This window comes from Methylobacterium sp. Leaf399 (assembly GCF_001424525.1).
In the GTDB taxonomy this organism is placed as follows: domain Bacteria; phylum Pseudomonadota; class Alphaproteobacteria; order Rhizobiales; family Beijerinckiaceae; genus Methylobacterium.
In genome coordinates this window covers 40979-57185 of record NZ_LMQK01000035.1, presented here as the reverse complement: position 1 = coordinate 57185, position 16207 = coordinate 40979, and the positions used below count along the sequence as shown (strand labels likewise).

General features: G+C 69.9%; 15 protein-coding genes. 8 read left to right on the top strand and 7 right to left on the bottom strand.

Annotated features, from left to right (window positions below):
* Window positions 1–28: 28 nt before the first annotated feature.
* Together ASG40_RS19565 and ASG40_RS19560 are read right to left on the bottom strand one after the other, a co-directional pair.
* A complete protein-coding gene (locus ASG40_RS19565; RefSeq protein ID WP_055889636.1) occupies window positions 29–1006 on the bottom strand; it encodes a glutathione S-transferase family protein in 978 nt (325 codons plus the stop codon).
* Window positions 1007–1135: 129 nt separating this feature from the next.
* Complete coding sequence (locus ASG40_RS19560; protein WP_055889633.1) at window positions 1136–2089, bottom strand: alginate O-acetyltransferase AlgX-related protein; 954 nt, start codon at window positions 2087–2089, stop codon at window positions 1136–1138.
* A gap of 136 nt (window positions 2090–2225) precedes the next feature.
* Between ASG40_RS19560 and ASG40_RS19555 the strand changes: the two genes are divergently transcribed.
* Together ASG40_RS19555 and ASG40_RS19550 are read left to right on the top strand one after the other, a co-directional pair.
* Window positions 2226–2780 (top strand): 2'-5' RNA ligase family protein, encoded by a 555-nt coding sequence (locus ASG40_RS19555; protein ID WP_055889631.1) that lies wholly within the window; start codon window positions 2226–2228, stop codon window positions 2778–2780.
* Entirely contained in the window at window positions 2777–3553 is a 777-nt protein-coding gene (locus ASG40_RS19550) for a phosphatase PAP2 family protein (protein ID WP_055889629.1), read from the top strand. Before ASG40_RS19555 ends, ASG40_RS19550 begins: the two co-directional genes overlap by 4 nt.
* Window positions 3554–3571: 18 nt before the next feature.
* Here the strand turns inward: ASG40_RS19550 and ASG40_RS19545 are convergent, their stop codons facing one another.
* Window positions 3572–4168 carry a pyroglutamyl-peptidase I family protein gene (locus ASG40_RS19545; RefSeq protein ID WP_274533842.1) on the bottom strand — a complete coding sequence of 199 codons (597 nt, stop codon included), beginning with the start codon at window positions 4166–4168 and terminating at the stop codon, window positions 3572–3574.
* The gene (gene meaB, locus ASG40_RS19540; protein WP_156387828.1) at window positions 4165–5166 is read right to left on the bottom strand and encodes a methylmalonyl Co-A mutase-associated GTPase MeaB; all 1002 of its coding nucleotides are present in this window, start codon (window positions 5164–5166) and stop codon (window positions 4165–4167) included. Before meaB ends, ASG40_RS19545 begins: the two co-directional genes overlap by 4 nt.
* A 214-nt stretch (window positions 5167–5380) precedes the next feature.
* Between meaB and ASG40_RS19535 the strand changes: the two genes are divergently transcribed.
* Together ASG40_RS19535 and ASG40_RS19530 are read left to right on the top strand one after the other, a co-directional pair.
* Window positions 5381–6415 carry an alpha/beta hydrolase gene (locus tag ASG40_RS19535; RefSeq protein WP_055889897.1) on the top strand — a complete coding sequence of 345 codons (1035 nt, stop codon included), beginning with the start codon at window positions 5381–5383 and terminating at the stop codon, window positions 6413–6415.
* Between the two features lie 157 nt (window positions 6416–6572).
* Window positions 6573–6959: a hypothetical protein gene (locus ASG40_RS19530; protein ID WP_055889627.1), complete on the top strand. Its 387-nt coding sequence runs from the start codon at window positions 6573–6575 to the stop codon at window positions 6957–6959.
* Window positions 6960–7148: 189 nt separating this feature from the next.
* Here the strand turns inward: ASG40_RS19530 and ASG40_RS19525 are convergent, their stop codons facing one another.
* Entirely contained in the window at window positions 7149–7487 is a 339-nt protein-coding gene (locus ASG40_RS19525; protein ID WP_055889625.1) for a hypothetical protein, read from the bottom strand.
* A 253-nt stretch (window positions 7488–7740) separates the two neighbouring features.
* A complete protein-coding gene (locus ASG40_RS19520; protein WP_082524167.1) occupies window positions 7741–8370 on the bottom strand; it encodes a TetR/AcrR family transcriptional regulator in 630 nt (209 codons plus the stop codon).
* A 245-nt stretch (window positions 8371–8615) separates the two neighbouring features.
* Between ASG40_RS19520 and ASG40_RS19515 the strand changes: the two genes are divergently transcribed.
* The 3 genes from ASG40_RS19515 (at window position 8616) to ASG40_RS19505 (ending at window position 13899) form a co-directional block, all read left to right on the top strand.
* Window positions 8616–9683 carry an efflux RND transporter periplasmic adaptor subunit gene (locus ASG40_RS19515; RefSeq protein WP_082524166.1) on the top strand — a complete coding sequence of 356 codons (1068 nt, stop codon included), beginning with the start codon at window positions 8616–8618 and terminating at the stop codon, window positions 9681–9683.
* Window positions 9680–10759, top strand: a complete 1080-nt coding sequence (locus ASG40_RS19510; RefSeq protein WP_055889623.1) for an efflux RND transporter periplasmic adaptor subunit — start codon at window positions 9680–9682, stop codon at window positions 10757–10759. Before ASG40_RS19515 ends, ASG40_RS19510 begins: the two co-directional genes overlap by 4 nt.
* Window positions 10760–10827: 68 nt before the next feature.
* Window positions 10828–13899, top strand: coding sequence for an efflux RND transporter permease subunit (locus ASG40_RS19505; RefSeq protein ID WP_055889620.1), 3072 nt, complete (start codon window positions 10828–10830; stop codon window positions 13897–13899).
* A 19-nt stretch (window positions 13900–13918) separates the two neighbouring features.
* Here ASG40_RS19505 and tsaA read toward each other — a convergent pair whose 3' ends face one another.
* Window positions 13919–14437 carry a tRNA (N6-threonylcarbamoyladenosine(37)-N6)-methyltransferase TrmO gene (tsaA, locus tag ASG40_RS19500; protein ID WP_055889617.1) on the bottom strand — a complete coding sequence of 173 codons (519 nt, stop codon included), beginning with the start codon at window positions 14435–14437 and terminating at the stop codon, window positions 13919–13921.
* 151 nt (window positions 14438–14588) lie between these two features.
* On the opposite strand from tsaA, the gene ASG40_RS19495 reads away from it, so the two are divergent.
* Entirely contained in the window at window positions 14589–16082 is a 1494-nt protein-coding gene (locus tag ASG40_RS19495) for an AMP nucleosidase (protein WP_055889614.1), read from the top strand.
* The last annotated feature ends 125 nt before the right edge of the window (window positions 16083–16207 follow it).

Below are 16207 nucleotides of genomic sequence, written 5' to 3'. Positions count from 1 at the left end.
GAGGGTGGGAGGAACGGTTGCCCCCGCGTCAAATCGGAAATCGCAATGCCCGGTCGTTGGGCGCGTCGAGGCCGAGGTCGGGACCGAGCGGCACGATTCCGGTCGGGTTGATGGTCGGATGGCTTTCGTAATAGTGCCGCTTGATATGGGTCAGGTTCACTGTCTCGGCGACACCCGGCAGGGCGTAGAGGTCGCGCAGGTAGTTGGAAAGGTTGGGGTAATCGGCGATCCTCCGGCGGTTGCACTTGAAATGCCCGACGTAGACGGCATCGAACCGCACCAGGGTGGTGAACAGCCTGACGTCGGCCTCGGTCAGGGCTGATCCGCACAGGTATCGCCCCCGGTCGAGCCGTGCCTCGAGGGCGTCGAGTTCGGAGAACAGCGCTTCGAAGGCCTCTTCGTAAGCGTCCTGCTTCGTCGCGAAACCGGCCTTGTAGACCCCGTTGTTCACCGCGTCGTAGACGCGGGCGTTGATCGCGTCGATATCCGGTCGCAGCGCCTCCGGGTACAGCGACGGGCCCTCGGCATCGAATGCGGCATCGAGCATGCGGACGATCTCGGCCGATTCGTTCGAGACGATGGTGGCGCGGGTCCTGTCCCACAACACCGGCACGGTCACCCGCCCGGTGAATGCCGGATCGGCCTTCAGGTAGACCTCGTAGAGCCGGCTCGCACCGTTGACCGTGTCGGGGGTGGCGCCGGGCGAGGTACCGAACACCCAGCCCTCCGAGCCCATGTGCGGATCGACCACCGACACCGAGATCGCCTCGTCCAGGCCTTTCAGCGCCCGCACGATCAGGGTGCGATGCGCCCAGGGGCAAGCCAGGGAAACGTAGAGGTGGTAGCGCCCGTGCTCGCCGGGAAACCCGACCTCGCCCGAGGGTCCCGGCGAGCCGTCGGCGGTCACCCAGTTGCGGAACTTGGCGTCCGTGCGCTTGAAGCGACCGCCCGTGGAGGCGGTGTCGTACCATGCGTCCCGCCAGACGCCGTCCACGAGAAGTCCCATCGCTCAGTCGACCTCGTTCGCCCGTGCGCGCCGCCGTCGGCGGGCGCCATCGTAGCAGAGCCATGCCGACAGACATGGGCGCCGTGTGCCGAGCGGGAAGGGGGCGCCGGCGCGCTGGCGCCGCGCCGGTCACACGATCTCGGAGGCCGGGAAGGGCGGCAGGCTGTCGAGATGGGCCGGATCTTCCGGGCCGCTGCGGTCGAGGAGGTCGTAGGCGTCGTCGGGTAGGCGGACCATGAAGCGTTCCGCCATCTCGGTGACGAGGAGGTCGGGCCGCACCTGCTCGATGTGGCGCCAGTCCAGGCTCGACGACCAGATGAAATGCACTTCGCGAAAGCTCTCCGCGAGCAGCCCGGTGAGCATGATCGGGGCGAAATGCGCATAGGAATCGCCGAACAGCATCAGGGTGCGCGGATCGGCGGCCGGGTTCTCGTTGCGGTACACCACATGGGCGCCACCGTGCAGGTAGGGCGCCCGGTCGGCCGCCTCGTAGGATTCCACCAGCGGGCTGGCGTAGCTGCGTGCCGCATCCCGCGCGATGCAGCACAGGCTGGCCCGTTCCACCGGCCGGTCCGGCAGCTTCTCGCCGAGGTCGCGCACCCGCTCGGTGTCGAAGCGCGGCCGATCGGCGATATCGGGCGGCACCACGGCGCCGCAGGCCCGCATCAGGTGGCGGTAGGCGAGAAGGCAGCCGTCGTGGCTCCAGTGGCTGTCGGTGCGATAGTACAGCGGGACCGGTCCGTCGCGGGCGGCCCGCATCGGCCCGAGTAGGTCGACCAAGGCCGCCTCGCCCGCCAGGCGCCGGGCGAGGCGGCGGGCCGGCGACTTGCCCGGATCGAACACGAGGCCATCCGTGCGGTCGTCGTAGACGGACAGTTTCTCTGGGACGACGATGTGGGCATAACGAATGCCGAGCGACCTGGCCCTGGCCGACCTTTGCCGGATCAGCTTCGCCCAGCCGCGCAGCAACTGCCACCACCGCCACGTCGACCGATACTGGTCGAGGACCCCGTTGGTCCCCCCGATCAGGAAGAGCCACCCCTCCCGGCCGACATGGACGATCTCCCGCTTGTGACGCTGCATGCCGGCTCCTTAACCGGCCGGCGGGCGGCTGAACAGGTCATCCCGTCGACGGGATTCCCTCGGCGATCCCTCTTTGATCCCTTGGCCCGGCACGGTCCGTTCCCCACCTTTGTCCCGGCATGAACGCAATCCCGGCATGAACCCGTCTCCTTCCACCGCGGACCCGCTGATCCTGACGCTGGCGTTTGATCCCGGAACGGGAGAGCGTTTCGACGGGTTGCGCCGTCGTCACTTTCCGGAGGCGCTCAACCGGATTCCGGCGCATGCCACCCTGTTCCATCACCTCGACGGGTTGGAGGAGGCCGAGGTCGCGCAGGCGATCCGCGAGGCGACCCGCGACGAACCGATGCCGGAGGTCGCGGTGACGGGCCTACGCTTCACCGGGCGAGGCGTCGCCTACGTGCTCGAATCCCCGGCTCTCTCGGCCGTCCGCGCAAGGCTGGCGGCGCGGTTCGATGCCATGCTGACCAACCAGGACCGCCAGGGCTGGCGCCCGCACGTCACCGTCCAGAACAAGGTGGCGCCGCAGGTCGCGCGAGCGCTACACGAGCGGTTGAACGGGGACTTCGCGCCGTTCCGCTTCATAGCGCCCGGCCTCATTCTCTGGCGCTACCTCGGCGGACCCTGGTCGCACCGTGCCTCGTTTCCGTTCGGACAGCATTTGCCACACAAGACCCGATCCGCACCATGAAGCACGTTCCAAAGTTCCTGGCCGTCGACGGACGCGACACCGTCGTTGTCGGCCGCGCCACCGCCTTGTGGCGCCGGCTGCGCCTCAACGAGATCGGCCCCCTCGTTTCGCTGATGGCGGTGAGCCTGCTCGGCTACGGGTTCTTCTTCCTCGCCGACGAGGTCGGCGAGGGCTCGACCGCCGCCCTCGACCGCAAGGTCCTGCTCGCCCTGCGCAACCCGCTCGATCCGTCCGATCCTCTCGGGCCGCGCTGGCTCGAGGAGACCATGCGCGACATCACGGGGCTCGGCAGCATCTTCACGATCGTCTTCGTGACGGTCTCGATCGTCGTCTATCTCGCGCTGACCGGACGCCGCCGGATCGCGGCCTTCCTGGTGGCGGCGATCGGCGGCGGCGAGATCGCCTCGACGGTCCTCAAGCTGTTCTACCAGCGGCCCCGGCCGGACCTCGTGCCGCATGGGATGGAGGTGTTCACGGCGAGCTTCCCCAGTGGCCACGCGATGATGTCGGCCATCGCCTATCTCACCCTGGCGGGCCTGCTCGCACGGGTCGAGACGCAGCGCTCGATCAAGGTCCTGATCCTGACGCTCGGCGTGACTATGACGCTCCTGGTGGGCTTCAGCCGGGTCTATCTCGGGGTCCACTGGCCGAGCGACGTGGTCGCGGGCTGGTGCATGGGCGCCGCCTGGGCCGCCCTGTGCTGGTTCCTCGCCCTCCTGCTCCAGCGCAAGGGCGAGGTCGAGGCGCCGGACCCGGTGGACCCCCTTCGATAGGTGCCCTCTCGGCACCGGTCACGGAAGGGCGGACGCGACACGCGCGCGCCCGACCAGGGCCAACGCGACATCCGCCAGCGCGTCGACGAGCCGGTCGGCGGACCGGTCGCGCCGCTGCGGCGGAACGTGCAGGAACACCACCGGGCACCCCGCGTGCAGCGCGCGAAAGTAGGTGGCGTTGCACAGGTAGCGGCCGGCGTTGCGTGAGGCGATCGCGGCGACGCCCCGCTCCCGCAGGCGGCGCAGGACGAAGGCGGCCACCGGGCTCGTGCGCGCAGCCGGCCCCATGGGCTCGAGGCAGAGCCGCGCCGAGACCCGGCCCGAGGCATCGGGAAACAGCCGGCTCGCCCGGTTGACGGCGCGGCTCTCGACCCTCACCCGGCGTGCGCGGGCGGCGACGCCGATCATCAGGATCGCGCAGGGGCCAGCGGCCAGGGCCGGTTCGAGATGCGTCGCGATCGCCGCGTAGGCGGTGGGCAGGATGAGCGCGTGGGGCGAAACAGCGAGCCGGCGCAGGCGCGGATGCGCCGCCAGCCGCCGCGCGAGGATCGCGCTGGGATTGACCGGCATGCCGGGGAACCGCCCGAAGCCCGTCACCAGCAGATGGCCGGTCACAGGCCGATCAGGGTCGCGATCGCCTCCGCTCCGGCAGCCGGGGAGCGCGTTCCCGAGGACACCGACGCCTCGGCCTCGGCGGTCTTCACGCGCACCTCCGCGGAGCCGACCAGACGCTGGTGCAGCCGTTCGTGGACGAGCGCCCACATCCACTTCACGTCCTGGGCCCGGCGCTTCTTCTCGATCTCGCCGGTGGCGGTGAGTTTCGCGCGGTGGTCGACCACCTTCGCCCACATCCCGTCGAGGCCCTTGTTGGTCAGCCCGGAGATCGTCACCACCGGCGGCGACCAGGTCGAACTCGGTGCGCTCAGGATGTGGAGCGCGGCCCGGTACTCGGAGGCCGCGGCGCTCGCCCGGCGCTCGCCCTCGCCGTCGTCGGCCTTGTTGACCGCGATCATGTCGGCGAGCTCGAGGATGCCCTTCTTGATGCCCTGCAGTTCGTCGCCGGCCCCCGGCAGCATCAGCACGAGGAAGAAGTCGGTGAGGTCCGCCACCGCCGTCTCGGACTGGCCGACGCCAACGGTCTCCACCAGGATCACGTCGAAGCCCGCCGCCTCGCACAGGAGCATCGTCTCGCGGGTCTTGGCGGCGACCCCGCCCAGCGTCCCCGAGGACGGCGAGGGCCGGATGAAGGCGTTGGGGTCGAGCGCCAGGCGCGCCATCCGGGTCTTGTCGCCGAGGATCGACCCGCCGGTGCGGCTGGAACTCGGGTCCACCGCCAGCACCGCGACCTTGTGGCCGGCGGCGGTCAGATTGGCGCCCAGCGCATCGATGGTGGTCGACTTGCCGACGCCGGGAACCCCGGTGATGCCGACGCGGATCGCGGACCCGGTCTGGGGCAGGACGGCGTCGATGAGGTCGCGAGCCGTGGCGCGATGGTCCGCCCGCCGCGATTCCGCGAGGGTGATCGCCCTGGCCAGGGCCGCGCGGTCACCGGCCAGAAGTCGCTCGCGAAGGGCATCGATGTCGAGGGGAGGAGGCGCCATGGCGTCCTTCATGCCGGGACGACGGGCGTTCGTCGAGGGGGCGGGACCGATCTGTGCCGCATCGGCCACAGCCGAGCGGGCGACCGGTCCGTCACGGCGGTTAAGCGGGGCCGTGCCCTGCCACGGTCACGATCTTGTCCGACACGGCGTGAGCCGACCGAAGCCGTTCCCGGCATGCGATCCCCAGGGCTGACGTCATCCCATGCAACCCGACATGCAGCCTGCCATGCAACCCGACCTCCGGCCGACCCGACGATCCCTGATCCGGCTGGCCGCGATCGCGACCCTGGCGCCGGGCCTCGCCGCCTGCGTCGCCGATGGGCTCGCCACCGGCACGGCGGGGGGGCCGGAGAAGTCCTCGGCCCTGGACGTGAGCCCCGTGTTGCTGGTGGCGACCACCCGCAAGCCCGTCGGCAATCCGCCCAAGGCGCCGTACTTCAGTTCCGACCGGGGGCGCGGCCTGAGTTTCGCCGAGGTCCGGCTCGCCTCACCCGACCGCTCGCTGATCGGCAAGGTCTCGGCGGTGGTCACCGGCGACTGGGCCGTCAGCGCCGTGCCGCAGGTCCAGACCGGGCCCGGGGCGGCGGCCGCCTTCGCGGAGGCGGCGTTGGGGCGCGATCTCCTGATCTACGTCCACGGCTATCGCGAGAGCTTCGAATCGGCCGCCGTCAGCGCAGCGCGGCTCTCCGACGGCATCCGGTTCCGCGGCGCCTCGGCCCTGTTCACCTGGCCCTCGGCCGCGGCCACCTTCGACTACGGCTACGACCGCGAGAGCGCCCTGTGGTCACGCGACGGATTCGGTGATCTGCTCAAGGCGCTGGTTGCCTCGCCCAGCGGCGGGCGCATCAACATCGTCGCCCACTCCATGGGCACGCTCCTGACCCTGGAGACCCTGCGCATGCTGCGCGCCGAGGCCGGCGAAGCGGCGATGGCGCGCATCGGCGCGGTGATCCTCGCGGCGCCCGACATCGACATCGACCTGTTCACCGCCAGCGCCGAGCGCCTCGGCTCGGACGTCAACAAGATCACCGTGATCTCGGCCACTAACGACCGGGCGCTGGAGCTCTCGGGCGCCATCGCCGGCGGCGTCGTCCGGGCCGGTGCCGCCGACCGGGCCCGCCTCGAGTCCCTTGGGGTGCGGGTGGCGGACGCCTCCGACTACGGCGGCGGTCTCATCAACCACGACCTGTTCCTGTCGAACCCGGAGGTCCAGGGGGTCGTGAAGCGCGCCATCGGCCGCGGCGGCGGTGGCGGCGCTTGACGCCGGCGAAATCGTTCGCCCCCGCGGCATGCGTGGCTCGCGGGACACCCGGGCCGATCGCGGGAGTTATTGCGGGAGCGACCCTGATTCCGGTTGGCGCCGGCAGGGTTCGCCCCTAAACGAGCGGCGGCTCATAGCCTCAGATGAAGGAATCGCGATGTTCACACTCGAAATCGACGGCGTCGCCATTGCGGTCATCAACGGCAGCGAGGAGGTCGCCCGCGACCTCTTCACCTGCGACGGCTTCAAGGACGACATCCAGACCATGAAGAGCGACGGCCGCGTGCTCTGGAACGGCAAGTCGGAACTCAAGATCCGCGCCGCCAACGAGGAAGAGATCGAGATCTTCGAGGACGCGCTGGCGGAAGACGACTCCGAGGAGGACGAGCCCTTCGAGCCGGATGCGCGCCACGCCAAGGCGCCCCACCCGGATTCGTCGCACGCCCAGGCCTCAAACGACGACGAGGAAGACGACGAGGACGAGGACGACGCCGACATCGTGTTCCTCGTGGACATCGACGAGGACGAGGGTCTGGATTCCTGAGGCGACACCGGCGCGCCCTGCCGGGGCGCGTCGAGCCCATCCGCCCCTCATCCCCTGTGCGCTGCGGGTGTCCGACGCAGTATTGCCTGCGATCGAGGCATTCCGGTCAAAGAAATTCCGGGGGCTTCCCCCCGGAACCGGTCGTCCAGGCGTTAAGCCCGCCGCAGTTCGACTGCGGCTTGCCGCTCGTCAGCAGCTCAGGCGGCGGCCTTCCCGGCGACCGAAGGTCCGATAGTGCGTGGCTCCGGATTCCATCTGGCCGCGATTGACCGCGCGACGGACGTCGGGGTTGCAGCGCAGGTACTCGCCCTCGTCGAAGCCGGAGCGGCGGCGGTCGTAGCCGCGGTCACGGTCTCCGTAGCCGCGGTCGCGGTCGCCATACCCACGGTCGCGCTCGCCGTAGCCGCGGTCGCGCTCGCCGTAGCTGCGCTCGCCGTAGTCCCGGCCGCCGTAGGGCTGCGCCGATACGGAAACGGCCGAGCCCATGAGGCTCAGACCGACGATGGTCATGACACAGAACGCCTTCATGTCGTGTATTCTCCCCTTCCAGATTTCTTCGTCGTGCCGCGAAGTGGATCGCGGACCGCTGGGAAAAATCGATACCCCCACCGGGCGTCTCAGCAGTCTTCCGCAGGCTATGCCGCGAGGTCACGCGTAGGAACGCCGGCGGAGGATTTTCGTTCGATCGTCCTCTCGACAGGGATGCACGATCGCCGTGTGCAGAGAAAGCCGCAACACCGCTTTTACTGTTCGCGGCGGCCCACCTCCGCGGGCGGTCGGACTACGCACCGCTCCCTGTTTCCTCCACGATCGCCGCTTGGGCCTCGGCTTCTCCGAGGTCCGCGGGATCGGCCTTCGGCAATGCCCTGGCGGAGGCCTCGAGCGCGTCGAACAGGCGCGCCAGCTCGGGGCCGGCGAGGCAGTGAAATCCCAGCGTCCGGGACAGCATCAGTCCGAGGGCGGCGAAGGTCAGCATCGCCCCGTCGCCCGGACTGGCGGAGGTCGTCTCCATCCGCGCCAGCTGCTGCTTCAGGAACGCGTTGAAGCCGGCGAAGGCATCCGGGTCGTCGGCGGAGGCGAGCAGCAGGGCCCGGGGGAACCCGTCCTCCCGGCAGTAGACCTGGCGGGCATGGGCGATGAGGCCCAGGGGGATCGCACTCGGCCCCGGCGCCTGCGCCGCCTCGTGGCGGGCGACGTCCTCCTTGATCTCGGCGAGCTTGCGTTCCGCCAGGGCGGTGATGAGGGCGTCCTTCGAGGAGAAGTGGTGCAGGACCCCGCCCTTGCTCAGCTCCGCCTCGAGCGCCACCGCGTCGATGGTGAGGGTGCGCGTGCCGGACCGACGGATCAGCCGCTCGGCGGCGTCGAGGATGATCGCCGGTCGATCCTCCCGACGGGTGCGCGCCTTCGTCATCGTGTTTCCCGCTAAAGACCGTCTGGACGGTTTGTAGCGTAGACGATAGGAATCCCCGGCGATAGACGATGCGACGAGGCGCGAACGCTGTGGCTGGTCCGATCTGGAGCCCGATGCGCAGGCTCATGCCATTTCCGGTTGATCGCTTCGTGATGCGGACATGGGCTTCGCTCAGACGCCGCGCGGGCTCGGTGATACGGTTCCCGCTCGATCCAAGCGGAAACCGTATCAGGCGCCGTTTTCTGATGGCCTTCGCGGTCGGCTGCATCGCCGGCCCGGCGGCGGCCGACGACGGCGGTCGCCGGACGGCTCCCCTTGTCCTCGTGCGCACGGTCAAGGCCGAGCGCACCACCATCTCGGCCGCCCTGATCTTCACGGGCGACATCCAGACCCAGTCCCAGGTCAGCGTCTCCTTCCGGACCAACGGCAAGATCGTCCAGCGCCTCGTCGAGGTGGGAGACCACGTCACGGCGGACCGGGTCCTCGCCCGCCTCGACCCCCAGCAGCTCAAGGCCGACCTCAACAACGCGCAGGCGGCCCTGACCTCGGCCGAGGCGCTGCTCACCCAGGCCAAGGTCAGCTTCAAGCGGCAGGAATCCCTGCTGGCCGGGGGCTTCACGACCCGCCCGAGCTACGACGATGCCGAACAGCAGCTGAGGGTGTCCCAGGCCTCGGTCGATTCGGCGAAGGCGGCCGTCGGGACGGCCCAGGAACAGCTGTCCTACACGGAGTTGCGGGCGGGGGTGGACGGCATCGTCCTCAGCCGCACCTTCGAGGTCGGGCAGGTCGTCCAGACCGGCCAGACGGTGCTCGCCCTCGCCCAGGACGGCCCGCGCGACGCCGTGTTCAACGTGTTCGAGGCGGTGCTCGCCGCCCCGCCCGAGAGCCCGACGGTCGACGTGGCGCTCCAGGCCGACCCCACCGTCAGGACGGTGGGGACCGTCCGCGAGATCTCCCCCAGCGTCGATACCGCCTCCGGCACCGTCCGCGTCAAGGTCGGCCTGAAGGAGACGCCCCCGGCCATGACGCTCGGCGCCATCGTCGTCGGCACCGGCACCTTCCGCGCCCGCCAGGCGGTGATCCTGCCGTGGTCGGCGCTCTACCGCTGGGAGGGCGGACCTGCCGTCTGGGTGCGCGATCCGGCCACCGGAACGGTGGCGCCCCGCGCGGTCACGATCGATCATTTCGGCACCCAGACCATCGTGCTGTCCGGGGGCGTCGAACCGGGCGAAGAGGTGGTGGTCGCCGGCATCCAGCTCCTGCGGCCCGGCCAGTCCGTGGCCGTCGCCGCGGTGGTGGAGCCGCTCCGGTGAGGCGCCGGTGGATCCGCCCCGCCGGCCTATTCCTGGCCGGCCTCGCCGTGAGCGGCTGCAAGCCGACCGAGGCCGAAAAGCCGCCGGTCCGCCCGGTCCTCTACACCGTCGCCAAGCCGGTGCGGACCGTCGTCTTCGGCCCGTTCGCAGGCTTCGTCGAGCCGCGCTACCAATCCGAGATCGGCTTCCAGATCCCGGGGCGCGTGATCGCCCGCGAGGTCACGGTGGGCGACGTGGTCAAGAAGGGTCAGCTCATCGCCGCCCTCGACCCCGTGGTCACACGCTTCGCGCTGAGCCGTGCCGAAGCGGAATTGGCCGACGCCAGGGCCCAGGCCGAGAACGCCAGCGCCACCGAGATCAGGCGCCGGCGCCTGCTGTCGGGCGGCAACGTCACCCAGGCCCAGTTCGACAGCGCGGTGGCGGGCCGCGACACCGCCCAGGCCCGCCTGCTGCAGGCCGAGGCGAGCTTGCAGAAGGCGCGCGACCAGATGGGCTACACCGAGCTGCACGCCGATTTCGACGGCGTCGTCACGGTGCGCAGCGCCGAGATCGGCCAGGTCCTCAGCGCCGGCCAGGCCGTCGTGACCCTGGCCCGCCCGGAGGAACGCGAGGCCGTGGTCGACATCCCCGAGGATCTGGTGGGCGCGATGCCGAGGGACGAGCTGTTCAAGGTCGCCCTCCAGAGCGCGCCGGAGATCACGGCCACCGGCAGGATCCGCGAGATCGCCCCCTTCGCGGATCAGGTGACGCGGACGCGGCGCATCCGCATGAGGCTGATCGACCCCTCGGAGGCGTTCCGCCTGGGCACCACCATCACCGTCGCGCTGTCGCGGCCGACCGTGCCCTACGTTCCGCTGCCCGCCACGGCGGTGGTCGAGGCCGATGGGCGCGCCTCCGTCTGGCTGGTTTCGGGCACCGGCGATTCCGTCGCCCGCCGCGCCGTGACGGTCGGCCAGCGCCAGGGCGACCGCGTGACGGTGACGGAGGGGCTCGCGGCCGGCGACCGGGTGGTCGTGGCCGGCGCCGCCAGCCTCGAGGAGGGCCAGGCCGTGCGGATCTCCGATACCCCGCAATAGACCTTGCACCCCGCAGTAGACCTTGCCGACGCGCTGCCCACTCCCCGGATAGGCGAGACCAGAGACCCGTGAAGAACTTCAACCTGTCGGAATGGGCCCTGGAGCACCGCTCCTTCGTCTGGTTCCTGATGCTGGTCTCGGTGGTGGCGGGGTTCCTCGCCTACGAGAAGCTCGGCCGCGAGGAGGATCCGCCCTTCGCGATCAAGACCATGATCGTCCAGGCCCGCTGGCCCGGCGCCACCATCGGCGACACCCTCGACCAGGTCACCGAGCGGATCGAGAAGGAGCTCCAGCAGATCGACGCGGTCGATTTCAGCCGCAGCTACACCACGCCGGGCCAGACCACGGTGTTCGTGCAGTTGCGCGAGACCACGCCGCCCAAGACCATCGCGGCGACCTTCTACCAGGTCCGCAAGCGCATCGGCGACATCCAGAACACGTTTCCGCAGGGGGTTCAGGGACCGTTCTTCAACGACGAGTTCGGCGACGTCTTCGGCAACGTCTACGCCTTCACCGCCGATGGGGTCACCCAACGCCAGCTGCGCGACTACGTCGAGCGGATCCGCGCGGAACTGAAGAAGGTCCCGAACGCCGGCAAGATGCAGCTCCTCGGCGCCCAGGACGAAGTCATCTACCTCGATTTCTCCACCCGCAAGCTCGCCGGCCTCGGCCTGAACGTGAACGCCGTCGTCGGCACCCTGCAGTCCCAGAACGCCATCACGCCCTCGGGCGTGATCCAGGCCGGCCCTGAACGGGTCTCTGTGCGGGTGGGCGGCCAGTTCCTGTCGGAGGAGAGCCTGCGGGCGATCAACCTCAGGGTGAACGACCGCTTCTTCCGCCTGTCGGACGTGGCCGAGATCTCGCGCGGCTTCACCGATCCGCCCACCGCCCTGTTCCGCTACAACGGCCAGCCGGCGATCGGCCTCGCCATCGCCATGCAGGCGAGCGGTAACCTCCTCACCTTCGGCGAGAATCTGAAGGAGCGCATGCGCAAGCTCGAGGGCGAGCTGCCGGTGGGGGTGGGCATCCACCTCGTGTCGGACCAGCCCAAGATCGTCGAGGAAGCTGTCGGCGGCTTCACCAAGGCGCTCATCGAGGCGGTGGTGATCGTGCTCGCCGTCAGCTTCATCAGCCTCGGCTGGCGGGCCGGGCTCGTGGTCTCGCTCTCGATCCCCCTGGTGCTCGCCATCGTCTTCGTGGTGATGCAGGTGATGGGCGTCACGCTCCAGCGCATTTCGCTGGGTGCCCTCATCATCGCGCTCGGCCTCCTCGTCGACGACGCGATGATCACCGTCGAGATGATGGTCGCCCGGCTCGAGGTCGGCGACAGCCTCAAGAAGGCGGCGACCTTCGCCTACACCTCCACCGCCTTCCCGATGCTGACGGGCACCCTGGTGACGGTCGCCGGCTTCCTGCCCATCGGCTTCAACGGCTCCTCGGCGGGCGAATACACCTACTCGCTGTTCGTGGTCATCGCCGCCTCGCTCATCGTCTCCTGGGTGGTGGCGGTGCTGTTTGCGCCCCTCATCGGGGTGAAGCTGCTGCCGGCGGTGATCAAGCACAAGCACCACGACCGCCCGAGCCGGCTCAACCGGGTGTTTCGGGCCATGCTGCTCGGTGCCATGCGCGGGCGCTGGCTCACGGTGATCGTCACGGTGGGCCTGCTCGGGTTCTCGATCTACTGCATGCAGTTCGTGCAGCAGCAGTTCTTCCCGGCCTCCGACCGTCCCGAGCTCCTGGTCGACATGACCCTGCCCCAGAACGCCAGCATCGGCGAGACCAAGGCGCAGATGGACCGGTTCGAGGCGAAGCTGAAGGGCGATCCCGACATCAAGCTCTGGACCTCCTACGTCGGCCAGGGCGCGGTGCGGTTCTACCTGCCCCTCGACCAGCAGCTCGGCAACGCCTTCTTCGGCCAGATCGTGATCGAGACCGTCTCCCTCGAGGCCCGCGACAAACTGAAGGCGAAGCTCGATGCCTTCGCCCGCGAGCAGTTCGTCGGCACCGACGTCTTCGTCCACACCCTCGACCTCGGCCCGCCGGTGGGGCGGCCGGTGCAATACCGCCTGGGCGGTCCCGACCTCCAGAAGCTGCGCGCGCTCGCCCTCGACCTGAGCAACATCGTCGGGGCCAACCCGCACCTCGACGTGCCCACCCTCGACTGGAACGAGCCCGGCAAGGTGCTCAAGGTCGAGATCATCCAGGACAAGGCGCGCCAGCTCGGCGTGACCTCGGAGGACATCGCGGGCGTCCTCAACGGCGTCGTCGGCGGCCGCACGATCACGCAGGTGCGCGATTCCATCTACCTCGTGGATGTGATCGGGCGCGCCCAGGCCTCCGAGCGCCGGTCCATCGAGACGCTGCAATCGCTCCAGGTCGCCCTCGCCAACGGCAGCGTCGTGCCGATCCTGGCCTTCGCCACCATCTCCTACGAGCTCGAACAGCCCATCGTCTGGCGACGCGACCGCATCCCGACCATCACCATCCGCGCGGCGATCGGCGACACCACCCAGCCGCCGACGGTGGTGGCGCAGCTCGAACCGGCGATCGCCGCCTTCAAGGCCAAGCTGCCCGACGGCTACACCCTCGATACCGGCGGTGCGGTCGAGGAAGCCGGCAAGGGCCAGGGGCCGATCGCGGCGGTGGCGCCGGTGATGCTGCTCACCATGGCCTTCCTGTTGATGGTGCAGCTCCAGAGCTTCCAGAAGTTGTTCCTGGTGGCGAGCGTCGCGCCGCTGGGCCTGATCGGCGTGGTGGCGGCGCTGCTTCCCTTCGGCAAGCCGCTCGGCTTCGTCGCCATCCTCGGCGTCCTGGCGCTGATCGGCATCATCATCCGCAACTCGGTGATCCTGGTGACCCAGATCGACGAATACGAGCGCGACGGCATGAAGCCCTGGGACGCCGTGGTGGAGGCGACCTGCCACCGCATGCGCCCGATCCTGCTCACGGCGGCGGCGGCGAGCCTGGGGCTGATCCCGATCGCCCGCGAGGTGTTCTGGGGGCCGATGGCCTACGCGATGATCGGCGGCATCATCGCGGCGACCTTCCTCACCCTGTTCTTCCTGCCGGCGCTCTACGTCGGCTGGTACCGGATCAAGCGACCGCGGCGCTCGGAGGTACTGGCGCCCGCGGCCGCCTGAAGTCGCCGCGACGCGCGGGCTATCGCCCGTCCGCCGCGACCGGGCCGGTGCGCGTCCCGGCGCGGTCGACCGTCGCCTCGGGCCGGGCATCGGTGGAGGCGAAATACGGCTTGATGTCGATGAGCGGCGTCCCGTCGCGGCAATCGAGGCCGTGGACGACGAGGCGGTCGCCGTCCCGGCGCTTCAGTTCGACCACGGAGAGCGCCACCGGATTGGGGCGGGCCGGCGAGCGCAGGGAAAACGTGCCGCGGCTGCCGTCCGCATGGCGCGGCTGCTGCAGCACCAGATCGCGGGCCGCCGCGTCCATCCAATAGAGGACGATGAGGTGGCTCGCCCCCTCGACGTTCTGCAGGGCGGGGGCGAAGAGCGGATCGACCTCGATGGTGCAAAGCTCCTGCGTCTGCAGGCCGTTGCGCGGGCAGTCCCGCCGGTGCGGCCAGGGCGTGCGGATGCGGCCGATGAAGTGGAGGCCGGCATCGAACCCATCGGGCAGGGTGATCCGGGTCTCGCCCGGCCGGTGATCCGCCCCGTCGTCCATGAACTTCTCCTGCGTGACCGTGCATTCCGACAGCGTCCGCTTTCGGTGACGTGCGACGCGGGCGCAAGCCGCGTCCGGCGGAGCGGCGGTCGCACCCGAGGCCCGCGATGTGTAGGAGAGGGGCGCGTCGGACGAGTGCGAGAGGTTCGGGATGATCGCCAGCGAATTGCGGCCGATGGAATCCGTGGCCGACCCGGAGGTGGCGGTCGAACGCCTCGCCGCCCTGCACGAGGCGGCGATCCACGCCCTCAAGACCGCCCTGGCGCGCTACCTCGACGGCGGGCCGCCTCCCGACGCGACCGAGCGGCTCCAGTTCCGCTACCCCGAACTGCGGGTCACCTACCACCCGACCGGCCCGATCCCGCGCCTCAACCGCGCCACCGCCAAGTTCCAGGCGGCCGGCACCTATTCGACCACCGTGACGCAGGCCCGGCATTTCCGCGCGTACCTGCTCGAACAGCTCAAACCCCTGGTGGCCGATTACGGCGCCACCCTGGAAGTGGGCCTGAGCGCACAGGAGATTCCCTATCCCTATGTGGTCGAGCCGGGGGCGAGCCCGTCGCGCGCCACCGTCTCCTCCCTCGACCTCGCCACCTATTTCCCGGTGCCGCTGCTGTCCGTCGTGGGCGACGAGATCGCCGACGGCCTGTGGCGCGAGATCCCCGGCGAACCGCGCCCGCTCGCCCTGTTCGACGCGGTGCGGGTCGATTATTCCCTGCGCCGCCTCGTCCATTACACCGGCTGCGACTGGCGCGACGTCCAGCCCTGGATCCTCCTGACCAACTACCACCGCTACGTCGACGGCTTCGTCCGCCACGGCCTCGAACGCCTTCAGGCCGAGGGAAGCGGCATCACCCGCATGATCCTGCCCGGCGGCATCGGCGTCGACCGGGCCGAGGCGGCCTCCGTCGATCCCGCCGCCCTGATCGCGGCTTCGCCCTGGCACAAGTTCCAGATGCCGGCCTACCACCTCGTCGGGCACGGGCCGGACGGCAGCCCGCAGGGCACGACGCTGGTGAACATCGGCGTCGGTCCCTCGAACGCCAAGACGATCACCGACCATCTCGCGGTGCTGCGCCCGCACTGCTGGCTGATGGTCGGGCACTGCGGCGGCCTGCGCCAGTCCCAGACCATCGGCGACTACGTGCTCGCGCACGGCTACCTGCGCCGCGACCGCATCCTCGACGAACTGGTGCCGCCGGACGTGCCGGTCCCGGCGCTCGCCGAAGTCCAGCTCGCGCTCCAGGCCGCTGCCGCAGGCGTGACGGGCGAGCACAGCGACGCGCTCAAGCGGCGGCTGCGCACCGGCACCGTGGTGACCTACGACGACCGTAACTGGGAACTGCGCTTCAGCCAGGAGCGCCGGCGCATCAACCTGTCGCGTGCCATCGCGGTGGACATGGAGAGCGGCACCATCGCCGCCCAGGGTTACCGCCTGCGCGTTCCCTACGGCACCCTGCTGTGCGTGTCCGACAAGCCGCTCCACGGCGAGATCAAGCTGCCGGGCGCGGCCAACACCTTCTACGACCGGGCGGTGGCCGAGCATCTCCTGATCGGGCTCGCGGCCCTCGACAACCTGCGCGCCGACCGCCACGGCCTGCATTCGCGCAAGCTGCGCGCCTTCGACGAGCCACCGTTCCGGTGAGGCTCCGGCCGCCGTCGCACGCGGAAGATGGCAACGCGACCACCCCGATCGCGGCGAGAGCGTCGCGAGCGGGTCGAAACCGCAGGTCGGCGGCCGACATGCGGGATAAGCGAGCTTTAATCGAA